We start from the raw sequence: 25008 nt of genomic DNA on the forward strand, positions 1-25008 counted from the left end.
ATCGGGTGGCGCCGGAGGAATCGGCTGCAGGAGATTGGCGGCCGGGGTGGCCGCGGGTTTGGTCTCGGCCGAGGGGCTTGCCGCCGGTGTGGCGGCCGGCGTCGCGCTGGGCAGGCTCTCACTCGGCACCGCCTCGGGCATGGCCGCTCCGGCGCTGGGGACCTCTTTCAGGAAGCCGCCCGGCGATCCTGCGACATTCTTTTCCACCGCCGGCTGCTCGAGCCATAGCCCCAGCCGGGTGGGTCGCAGCTCGGTCTGGCGGGCGATGAAGGCCTTGAAAGCTTCGCTGGCCTGAGGATCGTGGGTCAGGTTCTTGTCGTTACCCCGGAGATAAGGATGGATGAAAAGCAGATCGCCGCCGCCCGGGACCGTCGAGACGTTTTCCAGGAAAATCAGGTCGGAAGGCCGGTTGGAGTCGAAGTTGGCCGAGGTCCATAGCACCAGCCGGAGATCTTCGAGATTCAGCTTGGCGGAGGCCTCGGTGGCGCGGCGGTTGCGGTCGATCAACTCGGCTTCGAGCAGTCGCCAAACGGCACCGGCCTTGTCCGATTCGCCGATGCGGGAAGGCGGAATGGCGAAGCCCCAGGATTGGAGGGAGGCGCTGGTCACCGGTTCCATCAGGGCAAAAACCGCGATGCCTTCGCGCTGGAGGTAGCGGACGAGGTCGATGGCTTCGGGATGCGGTTGCCAGGTCACTGCCTGGGAAACGCTGAGAGCCGGCGCTGCCGGGGGCGGCGGCGCCTTCTTGCCCTTGCTCGGCGCGGGGCTGGGGCTAGGCGGCGGGGGAGCCGAGCCTTCGCGATAAGCCAAGGTGTCTTGGCCTTCGAAGATGGCGAACAAGCGCTCGGGCCGGTAAGCCTTGAGCCGCCCCAGCCGCTTGCAGAGCTTGAGGTAATTCTCCTCGGTCCAATTTTTCTGGGTGACGGCCTCGGAGCAGTTGAAGACGTAGGGCTCGATCATGCAGACGCCTTCACCGAGGTCGCTGCGGCAGCGCGCGGCCTGGGACTTGAGCGCTCCGCCGAAGTAGATCGAGATGTACTTGAGCGGGTTGCCCGATTGGAGCTGGGCCTCGATGAGCTTCATGATGCCGTCGAGGTAGGCGGTGTCGTTGATGCCGAAGGCCTTGGCCAGGTCTTGGGCGTCCAGGGTCTGTGGATCCTGAAATTGCCCGGCCACCTCCTCGATGCTGCGACCATTGAGGCTGAGGCCCTGAAGCCGCGGGGTCTGCAAGGTCATGGTGGAAACGACCGGCGCCGGAGTGGCGGCCGGGGGCGGGGCCTCTTCTTTACCGCAGGCGCCTAGAAAAGCCGTGGCAAGGACGAGCAGGCTGGGTAAAATAGGGCGAAGGGATCTTCCCGGAATCGACATCGAAAACCTCCCTATCTGATTAGGGAATTTGTAAGTGGGAGCCAAGCCTATGTCCACCAAAAAGGAATTCGACCAAGCGCTCAAGGATGTCAAAAAGCTTTCCGACCTGAGCAATGACCAATTGCTCCAGCTCTACGGCCTTTACAAGCAGGCGACCGAAGGTGACGTTCACGGACCCAAGCCTGGGATGCTCGACCTGAAAGGGAAGGCCAAATACTCCGCTTGGGAGAAGCAGAAGGGGAAGAGCGCGGAGAAGGCGATGAGCGCTTACGTTAGTTTGGTGAAGAAGCTGGCTTCTTGACGGGCTCGGTGCTGGTGCTGGCGGTGGGGTTGGGGTTGGTATTGGTGTTGGTGTTGGTGCTGGCTTTGGTGTTCTTGCCCGGTCGGGGTCCGGGGGGTGGGGATCTCCCTCAAAAATCTGCCCGGTCGGGCTACTCAGTCCGAGAAATCCGCTTCGCCATAAAACTTAGGGTCTTCCTTCGTCAGCCCCTAAGTTTTTGGCTCCGACGGATTTCTCGGCCTTCCTACGCCCTCCCTCCTGCAGAGATATTTTGAGAGAGATCCCCACCCCCCGGACCCCGACCTACCGCTGTGCTGCTGACCTTGTTTGCCCGAGATGTTCTGGGCCGAACGGGTGGCCGGGTGGGGATGCAGACCGGACAGGACCCGTTCAGGGCCAGCCACAAAGTTCCTTTGTAGACAAACGCGATATTCGATGTCGAATATCAGATATGGATCGGACCGCTGCCCAAGCCCAGGGCTGCTTCTTTCACGCCCTCGGATAAGGTCGGATGGGCGTGGCAGGTGCGGGCGATGTCCTCGGCGCTGGCCTTGAACTCGATGGCGAGCACCAACTCGGCGATCATGTCCGAAGCCCGCGGCCCCAAGATGTGGGCCCCGAGCAGGCGGTCGGTCTTCTTGTCGGCGATCAATTTGACGAAGCCTTCCTTCTCGCCCATCGCGATGGCCTTGGGCACCGCGGTGAAGGGATACTTGAAAGCCCGATATTCGATGCCCTTCTCCTTGACCTGCTCTTCGGTCAAGCCGACCGAGGCGACTTCGGGCCAAGTGTAGACCACGCTCGGAATCGCGTCGTAATTGACGTGGCCGGCTTGGCCGGCAAGACTCTCGACCACCGCCACGCCTTCCTCCATCGCCTTGTGAGCCAGCATCGGGCCGGCGATCACGTCGCCGACCGCGTAGACGCCGGCCAGCGAAGTCTGGAAATGGGAGTTCACGGCGATTCGCCCCCGCTCATCGAGCTTGATCCCGGCCTTATCGAGGCCCAGGCCCGAGGTGTTGGGCCGGCGGCCGACCGCGACCAGGACCACTTCGGCGTTGAGGGTTGAGGCCTTGCCGGCGGCGTCTTCGACTTCGACCTCGACGCCATCCTTCCCGACAGTCGCTTTCTTGACCTTGGTCGAGAGCTGAAAATTCATGCCTTGCTTGTGCAAGATCCGCTGGAAGGCCTTGCCGACCTCGAGATCCATCGCCGGGACGATTCGGTCGAGAGCTTCGAGCACGGTGACCTGGCTGCCGTAACGTAGATAGACCGAGCCCAGCTCTAGGCCGATGTAGCCGCCGCCGATGACGATCATGCTTTTGGGAACCTTGGGCAGGGCCAGGGCGCCGGTTGAGTCGACGATCGACTTTTGATCGATCTTCAAGCCCGGCAGCTCGATCGGGCTGCTGCCGCTGGCGATCAGGACGTTCTTGGCCTTGAGCAGGGTTTCTTCCTTGTTCTGGCGCACCGTCACCGAGCGGTCGGCGTTGACCTGGGCGGTGCCCAGGATGTGGTCGACCTTGTTCTTCTTGAAGAGGAAGGCGACCCCGCCGGTGAGCTGGCCGACGACTTGATCCTTTCGCTCCATGCACTTGGCCAAGTCGAGCGAGAGCTGACCGATCTGGACGCCGTGGTCCTTCAGCTTGTCCTTGGCTTGGGCGTAGAGCTCGGAGGATTCGAGCAGAGCCTTGGAGGGGATGCAGCCGACATTGAGGCAGGTTCCGCCCAGGCTGCGCTCTTTCTCGATGCAGGCGACTTTCAGGCCGAGCTGGGCCGCGCGGATGGCCGCGACGTAGCCGCCGGGCCCGGCGCCGATGACGATGAGGTCATAAGTGACTTCGGGAGCCATAGGGATTCCTTCGTTATAAACCGATGTCTTGGGCGGCCAGCAATTCGTCGATCTTCTCGACGCCTTCCTTGACCCTGACCAGGAAGCTCACCGCCTCCCGGCCGTCGATGATGCGGTGGTCGTAGGAGAGGGCCAGGTACATCATCGGGCGGATGACGACTTGGCCCTCGATGGCCACCGGCCGTTCTTGGATCTTGTGGAGGCCGAGGATGCCGGATTGGGGCATGTTGAGGATCGGGGTCGAAAGCAAGGAGCCGAAGACGCCGCCGTTGCTGACGGTGAAGGTGCCGCCGGTCATCTCGGCGATCGAGAGCTTCTTGTCCTTGGCCTTCTTGCTCAGCTCGTCGAGTTTCTTCTCGAAGCCGACCACGCCGATCTTGTCGGTATCGCGGATCACCGGCACGACCAAGCCGTTCTCGGTGCTCACCGCCACGCCCATGTCGACGAAGTCGCGGTAGATGATGTCCTCGCCGGTGAAAGTCGAGTTGACCAGCGGGTATTCCTTGAGGGCCTTGACGCAGGCCATGGCGAAGAGGCTGACCATGCCGAGGCCGACGCCATGCTTGGCTTTGAAGGCGTCCTTGAACTTCTTGCGAAAGTCCAGGACCTTGCTCATGTCGGCTTCATTGAAGGTGGTCAGGATGGCCGCGGTGTGTTGGGCCGCGACCAAATTTTGGGCGATGGTTCGGCGGATCCGGGAGGCCGGCTCGCGGCGCTCGCCGCGGCTCTCGTCGAGATGATAGCTGAAAACCGGGAGGTGGCTGCGGTTGTCGGCGACCGGCGCCGAAGGGGCCGGAGCGGTGGGCCGGATCGGCGTGACTTTGGCCGGGGCATTGCCGGCCTGCTGCACGTCTTCCTTGAGAATCCGGCCGTCCTTGCCGGTGCCGGCGAGGGTCGAGGTGTCGAGGCCTTTCTCGGCGGCCAGCTTGCGGGCCGAAGGGTGAACGATTGGCGCTTCGGCCGGCTTGGCCGCGGTGGCGGTGGCCGCGGCGACCGGAGCCGCCGCCGGCTTGGCCTCGGCCTTGGCCGGCGCTCCGCCGCCGGCGCCGTTCTCGACGCTGACGCTGTCGTCGATGATCGCGATCACGTCGCCGGGCCGAACCCGGGTTTCGGCCTCGGGCTTGAGGACTTCGATCCGGCCGGAATGCTCGGCTTGGATCTCGAAGGTGGTCTTTTGAGTCTCGAGGTCGAGCAGGACTTCGTCCTTCCGGACCAAGTCGCCGGTCTTTTTCAGCCAGGTGCCGATGAAAACTTCATTGATGGATTCGCCCGCCGAAGGGACGATGACTTCGTGTTTCATAATCTATTGGTTTTCTCCCAAGGCCGTGGCGACGATGCGCTTTTGCTCCCGCAGGTGGAGGTGCATGTAGCTGTCGGCCGGGCTGGCTTGGGCCGCGCGGCCGACGTAGACCAGGGTTTGGTCCTTGCCCAGCAACGGAGCCAGATGCTCCTTCATGAAGGACCAGCCTTCCATGTTGCGAGGACCTTCTTGAACCCAGGTGATTTCCTTGGCTCGGGGATAGGACGAGAGCAGCTTTTTGTAAAGCTCCTCGGGGAAGGGATAGAATTGCTCGACCCTTAGGATCGGGATGTTGGGGTTCTTGGCCTTTTGCCGGCCCTCGAGCAGCTCGTAATAAATCTTGCCGCTGCACAGGAGGACCCGCTCGGCCTTGTCCTTCAAGCTGGGATCGGCATCGTCGATCACCTCTTGGAAATGGCCGTCCTGGAACTCCTTGATGTCGGAAACCGCCAGCGGATGGCGCAGCAGGCTTTTGGGCGACATGATGATGAGCGGGATCCGGAAGTCGCGCAGAACTTGGCGGCGCAGCACGTGGAAATATTGGGCCGGCGTGGTCATGTTGCAGACCTGGGTGTTGTTCTGGGCGCAGGCCTGGAGGAAGCGCTCGAGCCGGGCCGAGGAATGCTCGGGCCCTTGGCCTTCGTAGCCGTGGGGCAGGAGCAGGACCAGGCCGCTATAGCGCTGCCACTTGGCGGCCGAGCTCGAGATGAATTGGTCGACGATGACTTGAGCCGAGTTGACGAAGTCGCCGAACTGGGCCTCCCACATCGTCAGCTTCATCGGGTTAGCCAAGCTCTGACCGAACTCGAAGCCCATCGCCGCGTATTCCGAGAGCAGGCTGTTGACGACCTCGAAGTCGGCCTGCTGCTCTTGGATGAAATTGAAGGGGTTGTATTTCCGGCCGTTCTCGATGTCGTGGAAGATGCAGTGGCGCTGGGAGAAGGTGCCGCGCTCCGAATCCTGGCCGGCCAGCCGAACCATCCGGCCTTGGCAAAGCAGGCTGCCGAAGGCCAGGGCTTCGCCCATGCTCCAATCGACGCCGCGCTCGCCCCGCAGCATGGCCTCGCGATCCTCGACCAATTTTTGGATCTTGGGGTGGAGGATGAAGCCCGGCGGGACCTGCCCGATCTTCTCGCCGATCCGGCGCAGCTCCTCGATCGAGACGCCGCTGACGAACTTCTTGAAGATGTCGCGCTCGGTCGGTTTCTTGAGGTGGTTCCAACGGTCGCCGAAGGAATGCATCGCCGGCGAGATCTTGCTCTTCTTGGACTCGGCCAGCGCGTCGTCGAGCCGCTGGTGATAATCTTGAAGCTGCTCCTCGACTCCGGCTTGGGTCACGATGCCCTGGTCGATCAGCTTCTTGGCGTAAATTTCGCGGACCCGCGGATGCTGGGCGATGGCCCGGTACATCAGGGGCTGGGTGAAAGCCGGCTCGTCGGCCTCGTTGTGGCCGTAGCGGCGATAGCCGACGACGTCGATGATCACGTCGCGCTTGAACTTGTAACGGAACTGGAGGGCCAGCGAAACGCAGCGCAAAGCGGTGTCGGGCACGTCGGCGTTGACGTGGAAGATCGGGAACTCCAGCATCTTGGCGATGTCGGTGGCCTGGGGCGTGGAGCGGGACTCCTGCGGCATGGTGGTGAAGCCGATCTGGTTGTTGACGATGATATGGATGGCCCCGCCGATGGTGTAGCCCGCCAAGTCCGACATGTTGAGCAGCTCGTAGACCGAGCCTTGGCCGGTGAAGGAGGCGTCGCCGTGGAGCAGCACCGCCAGCACCCGGGTGCGGTTCTTGTCGCCCTTCAGCTTTTGCTTGGAGCGGGTGACGCCGGTGACCACCGAGTTGACCGCCTCGAGATGGCTGGGGTTGGGCGAGAGCGAAAGGTGCATCGGCTTGCCGTCGGGCAGCGGCGCCTGGGTCGAGAAGCCCATGTGGTACTTGACGTCGCCGTCGCCGACGTTGGCGTCGAAGTTGCCGGAGAATTCGCCCATCATCTGCTTCAAATCCTTGCCGAAGATATTGGCCAGGACGTTGAGCCGGCCGCGGTGGGCCATTGCGATCAGGATCTCGTCGGCGCCGAGCTGGGCGGCCTGCTCGATCAAATAATCGAGCATCGGAATGATGACGTCGGTGCCTTCGACCGAGAAGCGCTTTTGGCCGACGAAGCGGCGGTGGAGGAAGGTTTCCAGCGCTTCGGCGTCGATCAGCTTGCTCAGACAGCGTTGCTTGACCTCGTTCGGCAAACCCTTGTTGAGGTAGTTCGACTCGATGCGCTTTTGAATCCAGAGCCGGCTGGGCGGATCTTCGATGTGGCCGTATTCAACCGAGGCCGGTGAGCAGTAATATTCGGTGAGAGTCCGGATGATCTCGCGGAGCGGAACCCGGCCCAGTCCCAGCATGTTGCCGACGTCGCAGATGCGGTCGAGGTCGGACTCGTTGAGGCCGAACTTGTCGAGCTTGAGCAGGGGATGGGACTTGATGCCCCTTTGCAAGGGGTTCACGTCGGCGATCAGGAAGCCGAGCTCACGGTAGTTTTGGATCAGCTCCAAAACCTTGAGCTCGAACTCGAGGTCGTCGGCCTCGACCGGCCCCGGAGCCCCGAGGCTCTGGTCCATCCTTTGGCGGAGGGCCAAGCCGTCGAAAAAGTAGCGCCAGCTGGGGTCGACCGCTTCGGGGTCTTTTTTATATTGTTCGGCAAGCTCTTCGATATAGCCGGTGTTCAGAGGATTGAGATAACTAGACATAGTCGATTGGACCATTATTGCCCATATTAGGGGGCCTTTTCCTACAATAAATTGCCTCAGGGCGTCAAATACAGCGAACGGATTTTTTCGAATTTTCCCTTTTGATTTAGGCTAGTTGTGTTAGGTGGCCTGTGCATAAACGGGAGATTTCTATGAAGCTCAAAGACAAAGTCATTCTCATCACCGGCTCCAGCCGCGGCATTGGGCGGGAAATGGCCCTGCGTTTTGCCAAGGATGGAGCCACTCTGGTCATCACCGGCAAGTCGGAAACCGAAGGCAAATTGCCGGGCACCATTTATTCGGTGGCCGAGGAAGTGAAGGCAGCGGGGGGGAAGGCCTTGGCCATCCCCATCGACCTGCGGATGGATGCGACCGTCGAGGCCATGGTCCAGAAGGTGGCCGACACTTACGGCAAGATCGACATCCTGATCAACAACGCCGGCGCTATCGCGCTGACTCCCCTTGAAACCACGCCGATGAAGCGGGCAGACTTGATGCTTTACTTGAATCTTCGGGCGGTCCTGGAATGCAGCCATCTCTGCATTCCTCACCTCAAGGCCGCGGGCGGCGGCCACATCCTGAACCTGTCGCCGCCGATCAGCCTCGATCCCAAGTGGTTCAAGAGCCACGTGGTCTACACGATCTCCAAGTTCGGCATGACGATGGCGACCATCGGCCTTTCGCAGGAGCTGGCCCCCTACAAGATCGGCGTCAACTCGCTTTGGCCCCGAACCTTGGTCGCCACCGCCGCCACCAAGATGCTGCTCGGCGAGAGCGGGATGCCGGTCTGCCGGACCCCGGCCATCATGGCCGACGCGGCCTACGAGATCGTCACCAGCGATCCGACTCAGCTCACCGGCCGGGCGGTGCTCGACGAGCCCTTCCTGCGGGAGCGGGGTTACAAGAATTTCGACAAATACCGGATGGACCCCAATGAGGAACCGGGCTTGGATTTGTTCGTGGAAGCGTAGGGGCGCCCCTTGCGGGTGCCCGATCCACGGACGATGCTGATGTAAGCCTGGGCACCCGCAAGGGGTGCCCCTACAAGGCCAACTGCACCGCGCGCACGCCGCCGATGAGGCCGGCGTCGTTGCCCAGAGTGGCCGGGACGACTTGGATCTCGGCAGCGAGGGTTTCGTAGGTTCGAGCTTCGATCTCCTTGCGGCAGCTTTCGTCGAAAAATTTCCAGGCGCCGGAGAGGCCGCCGCCGATCGCGAAGCGGAGGAAACCGAAGGCGTTGGCCAGACTGACGATGCCGCAGCCCAGGGCCGAACCGAATTCCTTCCATATATTCTGCGCGGCTTCGACCCCCTCGGAAGCCAGGTCGAAGAGAGTCTTGGGCAAATCCGAGGCCTCGGGGTCGAGGTCGAGGATGGTGGCGCCGGTTTCTTTGCCGGCGTTCTCCCAAAGCCGCTGCGATTGAAGCTTGAGGCCGCTCTGCGAAACCAGGGTTTCGAGGGTGCCACGGCTGCCGAGAGCGCCGGGCAGACCGTTGCGGTCGATGACGATGTGGCCGATCTCGCCGGCGAAGCCGCTGGGTCCGCGGAAGATCTGCCCGCTCAAGATGATGCCGCCGCCGACGCCGGTGCCCAGAGTGATCAAGATGAAGTCGGGCCAATCCTTGCCGGCCCCGAGCCAGGCTTCGCCCAAGGCGGCATGGTTGGCGTCGTTGTCCATGACCACCGGGAAGGGAAAGACCTTCTGGAGCGGCTCGCGCAGCGCCAAATCCCGCCACAGCGGGAAATGGGGCGATTGTCGGACGATCCCGTGCTTGGCGTCGACCAAGCCGGGCACGCCCAGGGCCAAGCCGCCGATGTTTCCGCCCCTTTCCTTGGATTCCTTGATCAAATCGCGGGTCTCTTCCGCCAAAACTTTAAGCAGCTCCTCGCCTTTCCGCACCAAGTCGGAGGCCAAGTTGCGCTGCAATAGGATCTCGCCCGATTCCTCGATGAGAGCCAAGCGAAGGGAGGTGCCGCCGATGTCGACGGATAGGTAATGTCGGGTCATGGATTTCTCACTCTGTTGCCTAACCCCTAGCAATTTTGAGGATTGATGAGAAGCGGAAGCTCGGTTAAAGGTTCGGCCGACATTTTGGAGGAGAATCATGGCCATTCAATTCGGAACCGACGGCTGGCGGGCGATCATCGGCGAGGAATACACTTTCGCCAACGTCGCCAAGGTCTTGCAGGCCTTCTGCGACCTCCAGGCCGCGGGCAAAGGGCAGGGCGTTTACGTCGGCTACGACCGGCGCTTCCAAAGCCGGCGCTTCGCCGAGATCGCGGTCGAAGTCCTGCTCGGCAACGGCTTCAAGGTTTTCCTGGCCAAGGATTTTTGCCCCACTCCCTGCATCTCCTGGATGACCAAGGAGAACGGCGGCTTGGCCGGCGTGGTCATCACCGCCAGCCACAATCCGGCGGCTTGGAACGGGGTGAAATTCAAGGAGGGCTACGGCGGCTCGGCCTCGCCGGAGTTCACCGCCCGAATCGAGGTCCGGATTCGGGAGAACGACCTCGACGACCGCTCGCCCCACCGGCTCGCGTTGGCCGAAGGCGAGAAGAAGGGCTTGCTCCAACACTTCGATCCTCACGGCGCCTACCTCAAGCAGCTCCGCAAGATGATCGACTTCAAGCTCATCCGCCAAGCCAAGCTCAAGGTGTTGGTCGATCCGATGTACGGCGCCGGTTGCGGTTACTTCACCAAGCTCCTCGGCAAGCAGGCCATCGAGATCCGGGGCGAGGAGAATCCCTCCTTCGGCGGAGTCAATCCCGAGCCGATCGAGAAGAACCTGGCCGCGGCCGCCGTCCAAGTCAAAGCCGCCAAGGCTCACATCGGGCTCGCCACCGACGGCGACGCCGACCGCATCGGGGCGATCGACGAGAAGGGGCGCTTCGTCGATTCCCACCATATCTTCGCCCTCATTCTCCGGCACCTGACCTTGGTGAAGCGCTGGAAGGGCGACGTCATCAAGACCGTTTCGACCACCAACATGATCCGCCGGCTTTGCGCGAGTTACGGCCTCAAGCTGGTGGAGACGCCGATCGGCTTCAAGTTCATCTGCCAGGAATTCCGTAAATCGACGCCTTTGATGGGCGGGGAGGAATCGGGCGGCATCGGCATCGCCCGCCATGTCTATGAGCGCGACGGAATCCTCTGCGGCCTTTTGCTCCTCGAAATCTTGGCCTACCACAAGAAGCCCTTCTCCAAGATCTTGGCCGAGCTCCAGAAGGAAGCCGGCCCCTTGCTGTTCCGCCGCGAGGACCTGCACTTTCCGCTGGAGCGGATCCGGTCCATCCGGGACAAGCTCGGGGCGGGCTCGATGCCGGCCTTCGGCAAGCTGGCGCTGCGCGGTAAGAATTTCACCGACGGCTTCAAGTTCGAATTCAGCGACGATAGCTGGCTCTTGATCCGGCCCTCCGGCACCGAGCCGCTGTTGCGGGTCTACGCCGAGGCTCCGAGCGAGACCAAGGCCAAGCAGCTTCTCGGCTTCGCCCGAAAATTCCTGGAAAGCGTGGCTTAAGCGATGACCGCCGCCGATTTCTCTCCCCAGGATTTGGCTCAAATCGCGAGCCATGGTCTGAGCGTCGAGGCCGTCGGCCGCCAGCTGGAGCGCTTCGCCCGCGGACCGGTCTATGCCGATTTGGTCCGGCCCTGCCGAATCGGCGACGGCATTCGCCGGGTCTCCGAAGCCGAAGCCCGGAATTTTCGTTCGAGCTACGGCCAGGCCGTCGCGGCCGGCCGGGCGATGAAATTCGTCCCGGCCTCGGGAGCCGGAACCCGAATGTTCCAAAAATTTCTGCAAGGCTGGCACGGGAAGGTGTCCGATGAATTGGCGGCCGAGCTGAGTCGCTTGGGCGATTATCCCTTTTATCCGGCGCTTCGAGAAAAGATGGATCAAGCCGGCCGCTCCCTGGAGGATTCGCTGAAGAAGCGGGATTTTGAAACGGTCTTGGACTTTCTGCTCGGCCCCCGCGGCCTCGCCTATGCCGATAGCCCCAAGGGCCTGGTTCAATTTCATCGCTATCCCGAGGGCTCGCGCAGCGCCTTGGAAGAGCAGGTGGCGGAGGCGGCTGAGCTGACTCGCGATTCCAAGGGACGGGCCCGGATCCATTTCACCGTGGCCGAGAAGCACCGACGGGAAACCCGCGAGCACCTCGCGGGCATCATCGATCGATACGCGGCCGGCGGAGTCCAAATCGAGCTCGGCGATTCGCTCCAGGCAGCCTCGACCGACACCATCGCGGCCGACGAGAGCAACCGGCCTTTCCGGGACCGTCAGGGCCGTCTGGTCTTCCGCCCGGCCGGCCACGGAGCTCTGCTTGGAAACCTCCAAAACCTCGGCGGCGACATCGTCTTTCTGAAGAACATCGACAACGTGGCTCCGGCCCGATGGCGCGAGGCCCGCTTGGATTGGGAGCGGGTCTTGGGCGGCGTGCTGGCCGAGCGCCAGCGCGATCCCTACGACCGTCCGCTCCGGGTGGTGGGAGTGGTACCGAACCAAGGCGAGCCCGGCGGCGCGCCTTTTTGGGTCCGCGACGCCCGGGGCAACACCTCGCTTCAGATCGTGGAGTCGGCCCAGGTCGATCCGAATTCGGCCGAGCAGCAGGCGGTCTTCCGCAGCTCGACCCACTTCAACCCGGTCATCCTGGCCTGTGGGCTGCGCGATTCTCAAGGCCAGCCTTTCGATTTGGCCGCTTTCGCCGACCCTGAAGCCGGCTTCATCTCCACCAAATCCTACGAAGGACGGCCGCTCAAGGCCTTGGAGCTGCCCGGTCTCTGGAACGGCTCGATGGCTTATTGGGAAACTATATTTGTGGAAATTCCGATCGAGACCTTCTCGCCGGTGAAGACGGTCGAGGACCTGCTTCGGCCCGAGCACCGGACTGTGTAGGGGCACCCCTCGCGGGTGCCCGGTCCGCAGTGATGGCGATATCCTCGCCCGAGGGCGACCGCAAGGGTCGCCCCTACAATTTTCTTTTGAATTCCTCGACCATCGCCACCGGCGCCGGATCGACGCCGTACTCGGCGGCCAGGTAGTAAGAGGCATAGTCGGCGATCAGCAAACAGCCGAACATCTCTTGCAGCGGCGTGTCGCCGGCGGCCGGCACCCGCAGGACCGGCATCTCGCCGGCCAGCAGCTCCTTCATCACTTCCATCCGCCGCTCGATCCGCGGATGCATGAAGCGACTCTCCAAGAAAACCAAGACCGGCTTCATCAGCAAGCGGGTGAAGCCGACCATCTCATTGTGATTGAGCTCGGGAAGGACATTGTAGAAGCTCTGGATCTTGGCATTCTCGTTGAGCTTGATCTTCCAGATCCGGCAGACGCCCTCCAAGCGGCTGGGTCCGTAGATCAGCGGGACCCGATCCTTGAGCGCGGAGGCGAGCTTCTTGCCGCGGGCCTCGGCGGCGTCCTGGAACCCCTCGAGAAAAAATTCGAGCCGCTTCAGCTCCGACTCCGGCGAATCGATCCGGCCCATTTTGTAGAGGAGGCCGAGGAGCGTCGCGTAGAAGTACCCCGAGGCGCAACGCGGCTGGATGCAATGCGGAATTGGGATCCAGGGAATTCCGGCGGCCTTCGCATCCTGCTCGAGCTTGCCGCCGTTGGAAAGGGCCAGGCTCGGCAGCCCCCGCTTCAAGGCTTCGGCCAAGACCGCCAGAGTTTCCTCGGTATTCCCGGAAAAGGAGGCGGCGATCAGCAGGTCTTCGGAACCGGCGCCGGCCGGCAAGTCGTAGTCTCGAAGCAATTCCAGCCGAGGGTTTCCGTCGTAGATGTCGTTCAAGATGTCGGCCGGCAGGGAAGAGCCGCCCATCGCGCCATAGTAAATTCGGCGGAAGCGATCGGGGCCAAGCATCCCCAAGCCGGGATGGTCGACAACGATTTTCCAGCTCTCGAGGAACTGCCGCGGGAATTGGCGGATCGCTTGATGAAAAGGGGCGCTCACGCTCCTCTCTTGCCAGATCGATCGGGATTTCCAAAGCGAAAAAGCCCGTCGAGCGCCATGCCCAGAAGGCGGGCACCAGCACCCGACGGGCTTTTCCTGAGGCAAAGAGCTTAAGCGTGCCGGCGCGAGCGGCCGGTCCGCGGCGCCATGGCCGCCAACTCGGTCCGTGAAGTCGCGAGCCGGCCGTCGAGGTTTTCCAGAATGCCGGTCATCCCCGGCGTCAGCGGCAGGTTGGCGTAGAGGCGGTGGTAGGCGGCCTCGGCCCGTTGCAGGGCGGCGCTGGCCACGGCATGACGATCGTCGCCGCCGAAATAACGGGCGCGGGTGAAATCGGCCATCGCCCGGCGAAACTCCGACAGGTCGCCGCGGCAGTCTTCCAAGCTGGGGCGGTAAGTTGGAGTCGCCGGCGCCGCCTCGGGAGCGGTCTCGCGATGGTGGGCGCCGGAGCCGGGCCGCAGGTGGAGCAGCTCCCGCGTCATTCGGCGAAACGCCGCGGCGTCGCGCGGATTCGCCGGATGGAAATGGACGATGCCTTCGGGCGGCTCGACTCCCGGACGGTGACGCGGGCCGGCGGAGCGAGCGCGGCCGGCGGGGCGGACCGGTTCGCTGCCGTCGCGGGCCAAGCCGCTCAAGCTGGGCAAAGGCGGAGAGAAAGTGCTGAGACGAGGCGGCAAAGCGCCGATCTCAAAGGCTTCCCGCGGCACGTGGGTGCGAAGGACGGTGGGGGGCATGGTTTCGGCGTCGTGCTCGGCGCGACGCGCGATTTCGCGGGCAGTCAGGATTCGAGGGCTGGTCATGATCGTAACCTCCGTTACGCGATGCCCCCGTGACACAAATTGGAGTGATTCTCGGTGGAGAAGTGTGCTGCTAAAAAGCTTAGCAAAAGAAATGCCAGGCAAGACGCGATGACGACTTTAAGGATAAGTATATGGAATAATGCAGTTTTATTACAGGGGCCCTGGCCGGGCCCGGGCTCTCGGCTTGTGGAGCTTCCACCCCCGAGCGGGTCGAAGCGAGGCTTGCTCCCCCCGATTCACAGCCATTTTTTCTTTTTGAAGAAGAGGAGCATGCCCACCACCAAGCTGATCATGAGCCCCCAGAGCAGGTAATAGAAGCCGGGCCATCGGAACTCGGGCATGTCGTCGAAGTTCATTCCGTAGACTCCGACGATGAAGGTGAGCGGAAGGAAAATCGTCGCTCCGATGGTCAGGCGTTGCATGACGTAGTTCAGCTGGTTGGAAGATTCGGTCATCCGGATCGTCAGCACCGCCGCATAGACGTCGAAGACCGAGCCGGCATGCTCGCGCAGCGCCTCCAGCTCTTGGAGCAGGGCGTTCATGTCGTCCATCGCGCTCTTGATGTAGGGGCGGGCCTCCGCGGTGATGAAGGGGATGACGTGCTTGTCGTCGAGCTGTCGGAAGACGTCGCGCTCCGGCAGGAGATTCTTGCGCATCGTCGCCACCAGCTTTTTGAATTTCAAGATCTGGTCGAGGACGTCTTGATTCGCACCCTTCAGCACTTGCTGCTCGATGTCCTCCAGGTTCTCCTGCCATTCCTCCATGATCGGCTCGTAGTCCTTGATCGCCAGCTCCAGCAGATGGAGCAAGACATAGCTGGGCGAGTCGCCCAGGGTATCCTTGGGGCATTCCTTCACCCGCTGGCGGGCCGAGTTGAAGGTGCGCGAGAGGTTCTTGCCATGGGAGGTGACGATGAAGCGTTCCGAAAAGAAGACCTGAAATTCGCGCTTCTCGCAGGTCTCGGTCTCGAAATTATAAAACATCCGGTGCAGGGCCAGGAAGGCGTAGCGGTCGTAGACGTCGAGTCGGGCGGCCCCGACCCCCAAAAGGACGTGCTCGATCGCCAGCGGATGGAAATTGAAATACTCGAGCAGGAAGTCGACTTCTTCCTCGGAGGGGTCTTCCATGTCGACCCAGACATTGGAGCGCTTTTCATCGAGGGCGGCTTTCAGCCTCTCGAGGTCTTGGGTTTCGATCAGGGAGCCATCGGGAGGGCAGATGTAGATCGTATGCATGTCTTTCCCTTTTCAACCTTGCCAAGCCTTCGGAGCGCGCTTACAATCTGGCATCCAGGGTTCCGGCCAGGACAGGTAGGGGGTGACAGCGTGTCGCCCCCTATATTTTTATCTAAGACAATACCCTCTCCAAAAACCAATATAAACCCATTCCGGCAATGGCCAGCAAGAACAGAGCTTGAACATAGCGGTAGGCGCCGCCGGCCAGCCGTTTCAGGCCCAAGGTCAGGGGATAGACCAGGGCCACGATCAGCAATTGCCCGATTTCGACTCCCAAGTTGAAGAAGACCAGGGGGATCACCAGGCTCCCGGCTTTCAGGTGGGCCTCCTGCAGGATGTAGGAGAAGCCCAGGCCATGAACCAACCCAAATATGAAGGTGACCGGCACCATGACCCGGCGAATGGGCTTGCCGGGGAAAAAGTCGATCAGCGAAAGCAGGACGATGCTGGCGGCGATCGCCGGCTCGACGATTTTCGGCGGCAAGGCGATGATCTCCAAGGTCGCCAAGGCCAAGGTGATGGAGTGGGCCAAGGTGAAGGAGGTCACCAGCCAGACCAAATCCTTGACCCGCCGGGCCCCCAAAATCAGGGCCAGGACGAAAAGGATGTGGTCGTAACCGATGAGGATGTGCTCCAAGCCCAGCTTCAAGAAACCGATCATGGCGGCGCTTCGGCTTTCGCTGGAGAGCTCGAATTCGGTATGGCCCGGATCGAAGGTGAAGCTCGAGCTCTGCGAGCCGGCGACGACCTTCAGCAAGTGGCGATGGTTGGGGTCGCCATAAAACAGATCGTAGTGAATCTGGAGGGGGCCGGCGTCGGAAGGGCAGCGATAGCTCAATTTAAGGGCGGCCAAGTCTTGGGCCGGGGTTTTTTGAAAGTCGATCGTTTGAAACTCGCAGGCTTTTCCTTGGACCGAAAGCCCGAGCCTTTGCGGGAAATAGGCCTTCACCTCGGCTTCGGTGGCCCGGCCGAACTTCACATCGAAGTCGCCAAGGTGGACGCGGAGGTTCCACACCGCTTGTTCGCCCTGCCGCCGAAGCTCGGAGTCGGAGAGCTTCAGAACGTGAGCCTGGCCGATCCAAGGAAAGATCCAAAGACACAGGAGCCAAGGCAGGGTTTTCTTCATTTGGATTTGCCGGATTTGAGCTTCAGCGAGAGGGTGAGGAGGAATTTCGCCACCGGCTCGTCGCCGGTGACCTTGGGTGTCGTCGCCACGATCGTCAAAGTCTGGTTGGTTCGCTCGCCGCTCTGCACCGTCTCCTTGACCTGCTTCTCGATCTTGAGGCCGTCTTTGCAGGTGAAGTGGACGTCGTGTTCGGCCCGCTTGAGGAAGTCGGCGTGAAAATCCTTGAAGATGAGGACGACGTCCTTGCCGCTCTTGCGGATCGCTTCCTGGGCCAAGAGGCCGCCGGCGCAGTCGGCGCCGATGGCCAGGGTTCCGAAATACATCGACTTGAGATGGTTTCGGGTCCAGTAGTTGAGCGGAATCCGGATTTCGCAGAGCTCGCGGTTGAGGCGCAGGATGGTGGGCCGCACCGAGCAGAGCAGGGGGATCTTGAGGAGGCCGAAGGCCCGTAAGCCCAAAGTTTTTTTCCATTCGGTCATGGCGGGAACATGGCATGGCGGGCGGGATGTTGGCAAGAAAAGGCCTGTCATCCTGAGCGGAGCGAAGATCTGGAATGACAGGTCGATGTTTTTCCTTGGCCCCTTTTTTCCTCAGCGTTATCCTCTCCTCAGGAGGTTTTTCCGATGTCGCCCCGCGAAGCGGAAAAAATCCGCAGTGTCACCTTGCTCGGCGCCTCCGGGTCCGGCAAGACCAGTCTGGCCGAAGCCCTGCTCTTTGCGGCCGGAGCCACCCACCGGTTGGGCTCGGTCGACGAGGGCTCGAGCCACCTCGACCAGGATCCCGAAGAGATCAAACGCCGCATTTCCCTGAGCAGCAAGCTCCAGTCGCTGGATTGGGACGGTCATCGGCTTTACTTAGCCGATACGCCGGGCTTTCCCGATTTTCTCGGCGAGGCCGTGGCGCCCTTGGCCCTGCTCGACGCCGCGGTGATCGTCGTCGACGCGACGGTCGGCGTCGATGTCGCCACCCGCGAACTCTTCGAGCAGGCGCTGGCTCTCAAGAAGCCGCTGCTGTTTTTCATCAACAAGATGGACAAGGAGCGGGCCGATTTCGACCGGGCCTTGGCCTCGATCCGCGAGCTCAGCCGCCATGCCCACCCGATGGCTTTGCCTTTGGGCCAGGGCGAATCCTTCCGTGGGGTCCTCGATCTCATCGACGGCCGGGTCTTCACCTACGAAAAAGGCCAAGCGGTGGAAGGGCCGGTGCCCGAGGCCGAGAAAGAGCGTTTTCAACAGAATCAGAAGCTGCTCATCGAGGAGATCGCCGAGACCGACGAGGCGCTTTTCGAGCGCTTGGCCGGCGGCGAGATCTTGAAGAAGGCCGATGTGCTGCCGCGGCTCATCCAGGATATCGAGGACGAGGAGATCCTGCCGGTCTTGGTTGGCAGCTCCAAGCCGCCTCAAGGCATCCGGCTGCTGCTCGACACCTTGACCCATTTGATCCTGGCGCCGGACCGCTTGCCGCCCAAGGAGGGCAAGAACCCAAGCGGGGAATTCGAGTCCCGGAATCCCCACTTGGCGGAATCGGTCTCGGCTCAAGTTTTCAAGATCGTCTCCGACCCTGGCGTCGGAGATATTTTTTTCTTGAAGATCATTTCGGGCACTCTTCGCCACGGCGCTGACCTGCTCAATCCCCGGAGCGGCTCGACCGAGCGAATGGGGCATCTATTCAATTTCCGGGGCAAGGAGCGGCTGGAGGTGAATGAGGCCTCGCTGGGCGAGGTTGTCGGCGTCGCCAAGCTCAAGAGCACCCGCTTGGGCGACACCCTGACCGATCCCGGCCGTCCCATCGCCTACGATCCGCCGGTTTTCCCGGAGCCGACGATCTCGGTCGTTCTCCACCCCAAAACCCGCCAAGATCAGGAAAAGCTGGGAATGGCCCTGGGCAAGCTCACGACCCACGATCCGACCTTTCACTTTCACGTCGATCCGGAGACCAGCGAGACCGTCGTCTCGGGCTTGGGCGAGGTTCACCTCGAGGTGGTTCATGAACGGCTTCGATCGCGCTACGGCGTCGAGGTGACGCTGGGCAAGCCTCAAGTTCCCTACCGCGAAACCGTCACCCGCAAAGTCAAGGTTCAGGGAAAATACAAGAAGCAGTCCGGCGGCCATGGCCAATACGGCGACGTCTGGCTCGAGGTCGAGCCCTTGCCGCTGGGTGGGGGCTTCGAGTTCGTCGACGCGATCAAGGGCGGGGTGATTCCTTCCAAATACATTCCGGCGGTGGAAGAGGGCGTGAAGGCGGCGATGCTGAAAGGCACCCTGGCCGGCTATCCGGTGGTCGACCTCAAGGTGACGCTCTGCGACGGCACCTTCCATTCGGTGGATTCCTCGGATTTGGCTTTTCAAATCGCCGGCTCGATGGCGCTGAAGAAGGGCGAGGAGGAGGCCAAGCCGATCTTGCTCGAGCCGATCCTGCACGTGGAAGTCAGCACGCCGCCGGAGTTCGTCGGCGCGATCACCAACGATCTGACGGCTCGGCGGGGAAAGATCGTCGGGATGCGGCAGGAGAAGGAGCGTCACGTCGTCGAGGGTGAGGCTCCGATGTCGGAGCTCTTCAAGTATTCGACCGATCTGCGCAGCCTGACCCACGGTGCCGGTCATCATCGAATGGAGTTCATCCGCTACGAGCCCCTGCCGCCCCAGCATTACGCAAAAGTCGAGAAGCGAGTGTAGGGGCGACCCTTGCGGTCGCCCGTAGCGAGGTTTTGCGATCGCCGCAGATGGGGCCCCGCTAGGGGTGCCCCTACTTGAATTGAATGCTCACGCCTTCGCCGGGCTTGGGCTCTTGGGCCGGCGTGTTGGGAATGCGGTTCGGGTAGAGCTCCTCGATCAGCATCCGCACGGCCTCGCCGAAATACATGGTGGGGTTGGCCTTGCAATAGTCGTCGAGCCATTTCCTCACATAATGGTAGTCCTTGGTGCCGGCGATGTTCTTGGTCTTGGGATCGAGGGCGTTGAAGGCGCTGAAGAAGCCTTGAACCCAGACGATGTAGATGTTCTTCTTCTCCAGCGATTTCTTGGCGTACTTCTCGCAAAGCTCGGCGCCTTCGCCGATGTCCATCGAGGTGCCGGCTTGGAGCGGGGCGCTCAAGGCCAGTAAAGCCAGGGCCAGTAAAAAAAATCGTTTCTTTTTCATATGCCTGGCTTATCTTTCGGCCGGTCGGCTGTCAAACCATTCATGGAACACGCAAAGCAAGGTTGGATCGAAGAAAAGCGTTCGGCATATCTCTATGCCGCATTGAGCCGGCACGAGCCCAACCCGCAGCTGGCTCAACTCTTCGCCAAGCTCGGCCACCGGGCCGAGGCCCAAGCCGCGATCTGGGCCAAGAAGGCCGAAGAGACCGGCATGGCTTTGGCGACCTACCGGCCCGATCTTCGGGCCCGTCTCGTCGCTTGGCTTCTCTCGAAGATCGAGCCGCGCCGCCTCAAGCCGATGTTGGCGGCGATGAAGGTCCGCGGCCTCTCGGCCTATTCCCGATCCATTCCGAACCACCCGATGCCCACCGACCTCGAGCAAGTCGGCCAGCGCCATCGCGGCGTCGGGATGGCCGGCAATCTGCGGGCGGCGGTTTTCGGCATCAACGATGGCTTGGTCTCCAATGCCAGCCTGATCCTCGGCGTGGCCGGCGCTTCCGACAACAGCGCCTTCATCCTGCTTTCGGGCATGGCCGGGCTCCTGGCCGGCGCCTGCTCGATGGGCGCCGGCGAATACATCTCGGTTCGCTCGCAGCGCGAGATGTTCCAGCACCAGATCGACCTCGAGAAGAAAGAGCTCCAACAATATCCCGAGGAGGAGGCCGAAGAGCTGGCCTTGATCTACGAAGCCAAGGGCTTGAGTCTGGGCGAGGCCCGGAGCTTGGCCCATAGGATCATCGCCAATCCCAACCGGGCTCTCGACACCCTGGCCAGGGAAGAGCTGGGGCTCAACCTCGACGAGTTGGGCTCGCCTTGGTCGGCGGCGATCTCCTCTTTCATTTCCTTTTCGATCGGCGCCTCGATTCCACTCCTGCCTTTTCTGTGGGCGGCGGCCGAAAGCAGTCTTTGGATTTCGCTGGTTTGCACCGGGCTCGGTCTATTCACGACCGGAGCCACCTTGAGCCTCTTCACCGGGCGGCGAGCTTGGTGGAGCGGAATTAGGATGCTGCTGATCGGTGGCGGGGCCGGCGCGGTCACCTTTCTCATCGGCAAATGGCTGGGCGTCAAATTGGGGGCTTAAAGCATGGGACGTTTCGAGCAAAAAGTCGTCTTTCTTACCGGAGCTTCCTCGGGAATCGGCGAGGCCTTGGCCCGGGTTTTCGCCGAGGAGGGCGCCGATCTGATCCTTTTCGCCCGTCGCCGAGATCGGCTGGAGCAGCTGGCCAAGGATTTGGAGGCGAAGGGGCGACGGGCGCTGATTGTCGCCGGCGACGTCACCCACGACGGCGAGCTCGAGTCCGCCGTCGCCCTCGGCGTCGCGGCCTTCGGGAAAATCGACGTCGCGGTGGCCAATGCCGGCTTCGGCATCTATGGAAATTTCGACAAGCTCACGATCGAGGATTACCGCCGCCAATTCGAGACCAACGTTTTCGGCCTGATGCGAACCGCCTGGGCCGCTCTCCCCGAGCTGAAGAAGACCCACGGTGGCTTGGTCCTGGTCGGAAGCGTCAACTCTTACATCAGCCTGCCCGGAACCAGCGGCTATTGCATGAGCAAGTTCGCGGTGAAGGCCTTGGCCGACGCGCTCCACGCCGAGCTGGCGCCGGCGAAGGTGGCCGTGACCTTGATCAGCCCCGGTTTCGTGGCCAGCGAAATCCGCCGGGTCGACAATTTTGCCCGCTTTCAGGAGCATCGCAAGGACTCGATCCCGGATTGGCTGCAAATGCCGGCCGAAAAGGCGGCCCGTCAGATCGCCGCCGCCGTGGCCCGACGGAAGCGCGAGCAGATCATCACGTTTCACGGCAAATTGTTCGTGCTGCTGAATCGCTTCTTCCCGGGGGCGATGCGGAGATTGGGGCGCCGTTTGTCGCGGAGGAAGCGTGGCGGCTAAGTTTCGGGGATGGGCGCTCCTGGCTTTTATCTTTCTGGCAGCGCCGGCCTGGGCCAAGGAGCCTTGCATCGGTGACGATCAGACGCCGGGAGCGATTTGCGCCGGGACCTTTCCCGAGCCGTCGGCGACCCCGGCGGCGGTTCCCAACGTCCCGCTCGAGGTCTCGCCTTTTCTTTTCCCTTACTACCTCATGAAGGGGATCACCTATCCGGTTTCGCGCTTCGGGCTTCTCCTCGATCGCAACAAATATGCCGGCCGCACCGTTCAGCTGGCCGCCAATCAGAAGCAGTCCCATGTTTTTTATCCGATCATGACGGTCGGCAGCGGAAGCAAATTCGGAGCCGGCCTTGGGGTCACCCTCCTCGATCTTTGGCAGGCCAATTACGACTTTTTCGCCCGGGCCATTCTCTTCACCGATCTCGACCAGCGGGCTGAAATCGCCATCACCAACCCCGAGGCTTTTACCGCCTTCGACCGCGCCTTTTCCTTCGGGGTCTTCTCGACCTGGTATCGTGAATTCGACGAGGATTTCTACGGCATCGGGCCGGAGACCCCTCAATCGGCCAAGACCGAATTCGGGCTCTATCGGTTGCGGGTCGGCACTCAATTCGGCTTTGAGATGGTGCAGAATCTCGTTTTCTCGGCCCGCTTCGTCTTCGATCTCTCCGACGGCGACTCGGGCCGGGCTTCCTCGCCCGACAAGATCCAGGAGAGGTTCCCGCCGAGCGAGCTGGCCGGCTTCGGGCGCAAGCTCGACTATGTCGACATGGGTTTCCAGCTGGCCCACGACACCCGGCAGCCCTATTACTATCCGAGCCGGGGCGGGCGCTATTCCTTGACCTTCCACCGCTTTCAGCTGGTCGGGCAGGGCGGTTTCAGCTTCTACCAATGGGATTTCGATCTGGAACATTATTTCACGCTGGGCCATCCTCGCTTGGTGCTCTGGCTCCACAATGCTTGGATGTTCCAGGACACCACCGGCGGCGATCAGATCCCGTTTTACCGACTGGCCTTGCTCGACGTTCATTCGCCGATGCGCGGCTTCGATGCCGGCCGCTTCCGCGACAACAGCAGTGTCGTCTTCAACGTCGAGCTGCGCTACCCGCTGTGGGAGAACGTCGATGGCACGGTGTTCTTCGACAGCGGCCGAGTCTTCGACGGAATCCACAATTTCTCCTTCAAGGATTTCCGTTTTGGCGGCGGCGCCGGCGTCCGGGTCACGGTTCGCAAGTTCTACCAATTCCAGGTCGACGCGGCCTATGCCGGCGAGGGCGTGAACTTCATTTTCCGGGCAATCCAGAACCTTTGAAATAAATTTTTTCGCAACACCTTCCACGGCTTTGCCGAAACCTCGGATGAAATTATTTTCGGCGAGCGCCTTGACAGCGCCTTCGCCTTTTGTTTACGGTTGAAAACAATGAACACCCGCTTGACCCATTCTTACCTCGTTTTGCCGGCATCGGCCGGGTGTCCTCCCATGTGCGCCTGTCTCTAGCCAACGGTGGCGAGCGACGCCGCAAGGCGTCCGGGCCGTTGGCGCAATTCTGCAATCAACCCATTCAAGATTAACCAACGACGCGCTTTTGGCGCGATTTGCCTCTCGTTGAGCTGACCGGATCGCTGGAAGTTCTCCGGGCTTTAGGAGCCTCTGTGAAGAATTTCCGTTTGTTTCTGTTCAGCCTGCTCTGGGGTCAGCCCGAGCATTTCCTCCTCGATCAGGCCCGCTTGGGCCTTCACCGATTTTTCCGCGAGAAAGCCTTGCCCGACCAAATTCCGCCCTGGCGAGGCCGCTTGCCGAAGCGGGTTGCCGGCATCGAACCCTCCAGCGCCGTCGGAGGTGCCCGATGACGTCGCTCCTTCCATTTCCCCCCTCGAACCACGGCGCCGGCCCGGCCTTCATCGGCTGGGCCGGCCGCCCCGGCCTTCCACCGGCGCTGGCCCGCGAGCTGCGGGCGCTGTCGCGGGAAAGCGACGGCGAATTGCTCGGAGAGGGTCTTTTCCAAATCGGCCGCCGGGCGCTCGACCGCCAGCAATTCGAGCTTGGCCGTGAGATTATCTCCTGGCTCGCCACCGAGGGCCGAAGCCGCGGAATCGGCGCTTCGACTCTTGCCCGGGCCCGCGAGGAGCTCGAGCTGTTGGAAGGCCGGGGAACCTTCGGCCGGCGAGCCGAGCGCTTCGTCGGAAGCTTCGTCCGCGACGCGACCGAGCCCTCGGCCTTGCTCGGAATGAGCGCCGGAGCTTTGGCCTTTTCGACTTTCCGGTTCGCGGCTTTGAGCCGATTGGCCGGCTCGCCCGGAGCCTATTTCTGGGCCCGCGGCGGCGGCGCTCGAGCCTTGGCTTCGACCGCCGCGTTTCTGCCGGAGGTCACCGCATTTTGGGGAACCCAAGTCCTGGTCGACCGTGCCTTCCATCCGGAGCGGCCGCTTTCCTCGGATTGGGGAAGGGAGTGGCTCGGAGCGGCTTTGAGCCTCGGCTTACTGAAGCTGGGCGGAGCGGGGAGCTCGGCATTGTTCCGGCGCCTGCACGGCATTGAGGCTGGTGTCACCGCTCGAAATGGCTTCACGGGTCTCAACGCTTCCTTGTTTCACCAAGCCGGTTTGTTGGCCGGTATTTCGCTTTCCCAGTACCTTCAGCCGCGCTTGGGTTTGGGCGCTTCGCACGGCGAGCATTTTTGGGCCGATGCTTTCGCCAGCCTTTTGCACTTCAACGTGGCGGGCCGTTTGGTCGGTGGCCAGCGCTTCGTCCGCGATCTGGCCCGGCGAGAGATTCTCTTTCGACAAAATCCGCTGCCGCCGGCGGCCCTGAGCCTTCCGGCTTGGGCGCCCGGTTTGCAGCCGGCGGTGGCGGTCGTCGGGGTGGCCCCAGGTCCAACCATCCTCATGAGCCAAGCGCTGCGGCCCCTCCGGCCCGGATCTCGAAGCGAAATCGAGCCGACCTCGGATAGCGGAGTTCACCGCAGCCCCGACCCGGCTCCCTCGTTGCCGCCCGAATTGCAAAAGCCGCTGGAGCCCTTGCTGCTCGGCCTCCGCCAGTCGGTCGACGACGCGGCCCTAGGCCGAATCTTCGAGGACCTGCGCCTAGATCCCGAGCATTGGTCGCCCTTCGTTGAGTTCAATCCCGACCACTACAACCGCCGGGTCTTGCACCGCGAGGGCGAGGGTCCGGACAGCTTCGAAATCCTGCTGCTGTCCTGGAAAGACGGCCAGGGAACGGTGCCCCACGACCACGGCGGATCCTCGGGCTTCGACCGGATCCTCCAAGGCCAAGCCACCGAGGTGAGCTACCGTTTGCGGCCCGACGGCGCTTTGCGCCGCCATGGTTCGGCTCGGACTTGG

Annotated in this window: 21 protein-coding genes; 10 read left to right on the forward strand and 11 right to left on the reverse strand. The window is 62.1% G+C overall.

Going from position 1 to position 25008, the window contains the following annotated elements; all coding sequences use genetic code 11:
- Window positions 1-1368: hypothetical protein (locus tag VJR29_08005; protein ID HKY63345.1), on the reverse strand; the 1368-nt coding region annotated here is incomplete at its 3' end.
- 49 nt (window positions 1369-1417) lie between these two features.
- Here VJR29_08005 and VJR29_08010 point away from each other — a divergent pair.
- Window positions 1418-1669, forward strand: a complete 252-nt coding sequence (locus tag VJR29_08010) for an acyl-CoA-binding protein (protein ID HKY63346.1) — start codon at window positions 1418-1420, stop codon at window positions 1667-1669.
- Between the two features lie 424 nt (window positions 1670-2093).
- Here the strand turns inward: VJR29_08010 and lpdA are convergent, their stop codons facing one another.
- The 3 genes from lpdA to VJR29_08025 are packed head-to-tail and all read right to left on the reverse strand — an operon-like array spanning window position 2094 to window position 7545.
- Window positions 2094-3500 (reverse strand): dihydrolipoyl dehydrogenase, encoded by a 1407-nt coding sequence (gene lpdA, locus VJR29_08015; GenBank protein HKY63347.1) that lies wholly within the window; start codon window positions 3498-3500, stop codon window positions 2094-2096.
- A gap of 13 nt (window positions 3501-3513) precedes the next feature.
- A complete protein-coding gene (gene odhB / locus VJR29_08020) occupies window positions 3514-4800 on the reverse strand; it encodes a 2-oxoglutarate dehydrogenase complex dihydrolipoyllysine-residue succinyltransferase (GenBank protein ID HKY63348.1) in 1287 nt (428 codons plus the stop codon).
- Between the two features lie 3 nt (window positions 4801-4803).
- Window positions 4804-7545: a 2-oxoglutarate dehydrogenase E1 component gene (locus VJR29_08025; protein HKY63349.1), complete on the reverse strand. Its 2742-nt coding sequence runs from the start codon at window positions 7543-7545 to the stop codon at window positions 4804-4806.
- A 152-nt stretch (window positions 7546-7697) separates the two neighbouring features.
- On the opposite strand from VJR29_08025, the gene VJR29_08030 reads away from it, so the two are divergent.
- A complete protein-coding gene (locus VJR29_08030) occupies window positions 7698-8516 on the forward strand; it encodes an SDR family oxidoreductase (protein HKY63350.1) in 819 nt (272 codons plus the stop codon).
- A gap of 70 nt (window positions 8517-8586) precedes the next feature.
- Here VJR29_08030 and VJR29_08035 read toward each other — a convergent pair whose 3' ends face one another.
- A complete protein-coding gene (locus tag VJR29_08035; protein ID HKY63351.1) occupies window positions 8587-9552 on the reverse strand; it encodes an ROK family protein in 966 nt (321 codons plus the stop codon).
- Window positions 9553-9649: 97 nt separating this feature from the next.
- Here VJR29_08035 and VJR29_08040 point away from each other — a divergent pair, with 97 nt between their 5' ends.
- Together VJR29_08040 and VJR29_08045 are read left to right on the forward strand one after the other, a co-directional pair.
- On the forward strand, window positions 9650-11062 hold the full coding sequence (locus VJR29_08040) for a phosphoglucomutase/phosphomannomutase family protein (GenBank protein ID HKY63352.1): 1413 nt from the start codon (window positions 9650-9652) through the stop codon (window positions 11060-11062).
- A 3-nt stretch (window positions 11063-11065) separates the two neighbouring features.
- A complete protein-coding gene (locus VJR29_08045) occupies window positions 11066-12433 on the forward strand; it encodes a DUF4301 family protein (GenBank protein HKY63353.1) in 1368 nt (455 codons plus the stop codon).
- Between the two features lie 73 nt (window positions 12434-12506).
- On the opposite strand, the gene VJR29_08050 is transcribed toward VJR29_08045, so the two are convergent.
- From VJR29_08050 to VJR29_08070, 5 genes are all read right to left on the reverse strand, one after another.
- The gene (locus VJR29_08050; GenBank protein HKY63354.1) at window positions 12507-13487 is read right to left on the reverse strand and encodes a bifunctional phosphoglucose/phosphomannose isomerase; all 981 of its coding nucleotides are present in this window, start codon (window positions 13485-13487) and stop codon (window positions 12507-12509) included.
- 110 nt (window positions 13488-13597) lie between these two features.
- Entirely contained in the window at window positions 13598-14284 is a 687-nt protein-coding gene (locus VJR29_08055; protein HKY63355.1) for a hypothetical protein, read from the reverse strand.
- A gap of 236 nt (window positions 14285-14520) precedes the next feature.
- Window positions 14521-15519, reverse strand: coding sequence for a magnesium/cobalt transporter CorA (gene corA, locus VJR29_08060; protein HKY63356.1), 999 nt, complete (start codon window positions 15517-15519; stop codon window positions 14521-14523).
- A 112-nt stretch (window positions 15520-15631) separates the two neighbouring features.
- A complete protein-coding gene (locus tag VJR29_08065; GenBank protein ID HKY63357.1) occupies window positions 15632-16645 on the reverse strand; it encodes a HupE/UreJ family protein in 1014 nt (337 codons plus the stop codon).
- Window positions 16642-17124 carry a DUF4442 domain-containing protein gene (locus VJR29_08070; protein ID HKY63358.1) on the reverse strand — a complete coding sequence of 161 codons (483 nt, stop codon included), beginning with the start codon at window positions 17122-17124 and terminating at the stop codon, window positions 16642-16644. The genes VJR29_08065 and VJR29_08070 overlap by 4 nt, the downstream gene beginning before the upstream one ends.
- 144 nt (window positions 17125-17268) lie before the next feature.
- Between VJR29_08070 and fusA the strand changes: the two genes are divergently transcribed.
- Entirely contained in the window at window positions 17269-19320 is a 2052-nt protein-coding gene (gene fusA, locus VJR29_08075) for an elongation factor G (protein ID HKY63359.1), read from the forward strand.
- 70 nt (window positions 19321-19390) lie between these two features.
- On the opposite strand, the gene VJR29_08080 is transcribed toward fusA, so the two are convergent.
- Window positions 19391-19783 carry a hypothetical protein gene (locus tag VJR29_08080; GenBank protein HKY63360.1) on the reverse strand — a complete coding sequence of 131 codons (393 nt, stop codon included), beginning with the start codon at window positions 19781-19783 and terminating at the stop codon, window positions 19391-19393.
- A 42-nt stretch (window positions 19784-19825) separates the two neighbouring features.
- Here VJR29_08080 and VJR29_08085 point away from each other — a divergent pair, with 42 nt between their 5' ends.
- The 5 genes from VJR29_08085 to VJR29_08105 all read left to right on the forward strand — a co-directional run.
- Window positions 19826-20863, forward strand: coding sequence for a VIT1/CCC1 transporter family protein (locus VJR29_08085; GenBank protein HKY63361.1), 1038 nt, complete (start codon window positions 19826-19828; stop codon window positions 20861-20863).
- 3 nt (window positions 20864-20866) lie between these two features.
- On the forward strand, window positions 20867-21673 hold the full coding sequence (locus VJR29_08090) for an SDR family oxidoreductase (protein HKY63362.1): 807 nt from the start codon (window positions 20867-20869) through the stop codon (window positions 21671-21673).
- Window positions 21663-22982 (forward strand): BamA/TamA family outer membrane protein, encoded by a 1320-nt coding sequence (locus VJR29_08095; protein HKY63363.1) that lies wholly within the window; start codon window positions 21663-21665, stop codon window positions 22980-22982. Before VJR29_08090 ends, VJR29_08095 begins: the two co-directional genes overlap by 11 nt.
- Window positions 22983-23323: 341 nt before the next feature.
- A complete protein-coding gene (locus tag VJR29_08100) occupies window positions 23324-23521 on the forward strand; it encodes a hypothetical protein (protein HKY63364.1) in 198 nt (65 codons plus the stop codon).
- Window positions 23518-25008: cysteine dioxygenase family protein (locus tag VJR29_08105; protein HKY63365.1), on the forward strand; the 1491-nt coding region annotated here is incomplete at its 3' end. The genes VJR29_08100 and VJR29_08105, both read left to right, overlap by 4 nt.

Source organism: bacterium, from assembly GCA_035281585.1.
Taxonomy (GTDB): domain Bacteria; phylum UBA10199; class UBA10199; order DSSB01; family DSSB01; genus DATEDP01.

Coding starts and splice junctions, on each gene's coding strand:
- VJR29_08010 (HKY63346.1), top strand. CDS start 1,418: ATGTCCACCAAAAAGGAATTCGACCAAGCGCTCAAGGATGTCAAAAAG.
- lpdA (HKY63347.1), bottom strand. CDS start 3,500: ATGGCTCCCGAAGTCACTTATGACCTCATCGTCATCGGCGCCGGGCCC.
- odhB (HKY63348.1), bottom strand. CDS start 4,800: ATGAAACACGAAGTCATCGTCCCTTCGGCGGGCGAATCCATCAATGAA.
- VJR29_08025 (HKY63349.1), bottom strand. CDS start 7,545: ATGTCTAGTTATCTCAATCCTCTGAACACCGGCTATATCGAAGAGCTT.
- VJR29_08030 (HKY63350.1), top strand. CDS start 7,698: ATGAAGCTCAAAGACAAAGTCATTCTCATCACCGGCTCCAGCCGCGGC.
- VJR29_08035 (HKY63351.1), bottom strand. CDS start 9,552: ATGACCCGACATTACCTATCCGTCGACATCGGCGGCACCTCCCTTCGC.
- VJR29_08040 (HKY63352.1), top strand. CDS start 9,650: ATGGCCATTCAATTCGGAACCGACGGCTGGCGGGCGATCATCGGCGAG.
- VJR29_08045 (HKY63353.1), top strand. CDS start 11,066: ATGACCGCCGCCGATTTCTCTCCCCAGGATTTGGCTCAAATCGCGAGC.
- VJR29_08055 (HKY63355.1), bottom strand. CDS start 14,284: ATGACCAGCCCTCGAATCCTGACTGCCCGCGAAATCGCGCGTCGCGCC.
- corA (HKY63356.1), bottom strand. CDS start 15,519: ATGCATACGATCTACATCTGCCCTCCCGATGGCTCCCTGATCGAAACC.
- VJR29_08065 (HKY63357.1), bottom strand. CDS start 16,645: ATGAAGAAAACCCTGCCTTGGCTCCTGTGTCTTTGGATCTTTCCTTGG.
- VJR29_08070 (HKY63358.1), bottom strand. CDS start 17,124: ATGACCGAATGGAAAAAAACTTTGGGCTTACGGGCCTTCGGCCTCCTC.
- fusA (HKY63359.1), top strand. CDS start 17,269: ATGTCGCCCCGCGAAGCGGAAAAAATCCGCAGTGTCACCTTGCTCGGC.
- VJR29_08080 (HKY63360.1), bottom strand. CDS start 19,783: ATGAAAAAGAAACGATTTTTTTTACTGGCCCTGGCTTTACTGGCCTTG.
- VJR29_08085 (HKY63361.1), top strand. CDS start 19,826: ATGGAACACGCAAAGCAAGGTTGGATCGAAGAAAAGCGTTCGGCATAT.
- VJR29_08090 (HKY63362.1), top strand. CDS start 20,867: ATGGGACGTTTCGAGCAAAAAGTCGTCTTTCTTACCGGAGCTTCCTCG.